This window comes from Arthrobacter sp. 10L430 (assembly GCF_056395245.1).
Map to the genome: position 1 here is coordinate 1 of NZ_JBFTJD010000051.1, position 2,410 is coordinate 2,410.

Sequence of the window (2,410 nt, forward strand, 5' to 3'; positions counted from 1 at the left end):
AGGTCAGCGGGCAGGAGCGGGAACCCTTTGCGGGATCCGCGGGACCGCCGTCTGAACCGGATTGCCGGACCGTCGTCGCTCGTGCTCTTCGGAGTCACGGGTGACCTCGCCCGCAAGAAGCTCATGCCCGCCGTGTATGACCTCGCGAACCGCGGCCTGTTGCCGCCCAGCTTTGCCCTGGTGGGCTTTGCCCGGCGRCAGTGGGACAACGAGGACTTCGCGGCGGAGGTGAAAGACGCGGTCAAAACGTACTCCCGTACGCCGTTCGATGAGGCGGTGTGGAACCAGCTGTCCGAAGGCATCCGTTTCGTGCAGGGCGAGTTCGATGACGACTCCGCCTTTGAGCGGCTCGGCGAGACCATCAAGGAACTCGACGAACAGCGCGGCACGCGCGGCAACCATGCGTTCTACCTGTCCATCCCGCCGAAGGCCTTTGAACAGGTCTGCCGGCAGCTCTCGAAGCACGGTCTGGCCCAGGCTGAAGGCGACAAGTGGCGCCGTGTGGTCATCGAGAAGCCGTTCGGGCACGACCTTAAGTCGGCCCGGCAGCTGAACGACATCGTGGAATCGGTCTTTCCGCCCGACGCGGTCTTCCGGATCGACCACTACCTGGGCAAGGAGACGGTGCAGAACATCCTGGCGCTGCGCTTCGCSAACCAGCTGTTCGAACCGCTGTGGAACGCCAACTACGTTGACCACGTGCAGATCACCATGGCCGAGGACATCGGCACCGGCGGCCGYGCAGGGTAYTACGACGGCGTGGGTGCTGCCCGTGACGTGATCCAGAACCACCTCCTGCAGCTGCTGGCGCTSACTGCGATGGAGGAACCTATTTCCTTCAACGCGGATGACCTGCGTGCGGAGAAGGAAAAGGTCCTGGCGGCTGTCAGGCTGCCGGAGGACCTCTCCACCCACTCCGCCCGCGGCCAGTTCGCCGGCGGCTGGCAGGGCGGCGAGCAGGTCCAGGGCTACCTCGAGGAGGASGGCATCCCGGCCGATTCCACCACCGAGACCTTTGCCGCGATCCGCGTTGACATCAATACCCGGCGCTGGCACGGGGTCCCGTTTTACCTGCGCGCCGGCAAGCGCCTGGGCCGGCGCGTCACGGAAATCGCCGTGGTGTTCAAGCGCGCGCCTAACCTGCTGTTCCGCGACCACGGCGAGGATGACTTCGGGCAGAACGCCGTGGTGATCCGGGTCCAGCCTGACGAGGGCGCCACGATCCGCTTCGGCTCCAAGGTCCCCGGCACGCAGATGGAAGTGCGGGATGTGACGATGGACTTCGGTTACGGCCACTCGTTCACGGAGTCCAGCCCGGAGGCGTACGAACGGCTGATCCTTGACGTGCTCCTCGGCGAGCCGCCGCTGTTCCCGAGGCATGAGGAAGTGGAGCTCTCCTGGAAGATCCTGGATCCGTTCGAGGAATACTGGGAGGGCCTGGGCGAGCAGCCCGAGCCCTACGCACCCGGCAGCTGGGGCCCGGCCTCCGCTGACGAGCTGCTCGCCCGCGACGGACGCACCTGGAGAAGGCCATGATTGTAGATCTTCCGAACACCACCACCTCCAAGGTCTCCAAGAAGATCATGTCCCTGCGGGAGCAGGGCGGGGTGATCGCTCTGGGCCGCGTGCTGACCCTGGTGGTCGTCACGAAATCGGGWCTGGAAGAGGAGGCCATCGAGGCAGCCAACGAGGCCAGCCGGGAGCACCCCTGCCGAATCATTGTCCTTGCCGATGCCGGCTCTGCCGCTCCCAACCGGCTCGATGCCCAGATCCGGGTCGGCGGTGACGCCGGAGCCTCGGAAGTGATCGTGCTGCGCGGCTTCGGGGAACTCGCAGAGGAAAGCGAGTCCCTCGTCGCCGCGTTGCTGCTCCCTGACGCTCCGATCGTGGCCTGGTGGCCGCACGGCGCGCCGAAGAATGCCAGCGAGACATCCATCGGCAAGATCGCCCACCGGCGCATCACCGACTCCGCGAACGAAGCCGAACCGCAGGTGGCCCTGGAGAATATCCGGAACACCTACAAGGCAGGCGACACGGACCTCGCCTGGACCCGCCTGACGAACTGGCGCATCCAGCTCGCGGCAGTGCTGGACCAGGTGGACCCATCCCCTGTCACCGCGGTGGCCGTGGAGGGTGCTTCGGACTCCCCCAGCACCATCCTGCTGGCGGCCTGGCTCACCCTCTCCCTGGACGCCCCGGTGACGATCGTCGCCGACCCCGCGGGCACCGGTATCCGGCGCGTCCGCCTGAGCCGGGCAAGCGGCGACGTCCAGCTGTTCCGGCCCGGACTGTCAGTGGCCGAACTGACCCAACCGGGCCAGCCTGCCCAGCGGATTTCCCTGCCGCGGCGAAGCCTGCGGGACTGCCTGGCCGAGGAACTGCGGCGTCTGGATCCCGACGAAGTGTTCGG

The 2,410-nt window shown here is 66.8% G+C and carries 2 protein-coding genes; both read left to right on the forward strand.

What is annotated here, in order from left to right; genetic code table 11:
• Positions 1–27 precede the first annotated feature (27 nt).
• Positions 28–1,536, forward strand: coding sequence for a glucose-6-phosphate dehydrogenase (gene zwf / locus AC1DDG_RS21590; RefSeq protein ID WP_476877688.1), 1,509 nt, complete (start codon positions 28–30; stop codon positions 1,534–1,536).
• A partial coding sequence (locus AC1DDG_RS21595) for a glucose-6-phosphate dehydrogenase assembly protein OpcA (protein WP_230121521.1) occupies positions 1,533–2,410 on the forward strand: 878 nt, incomplete at its 3' end. The genes zwf and AC1DDG_RS21595, both read left to right, overlap by 4 nt.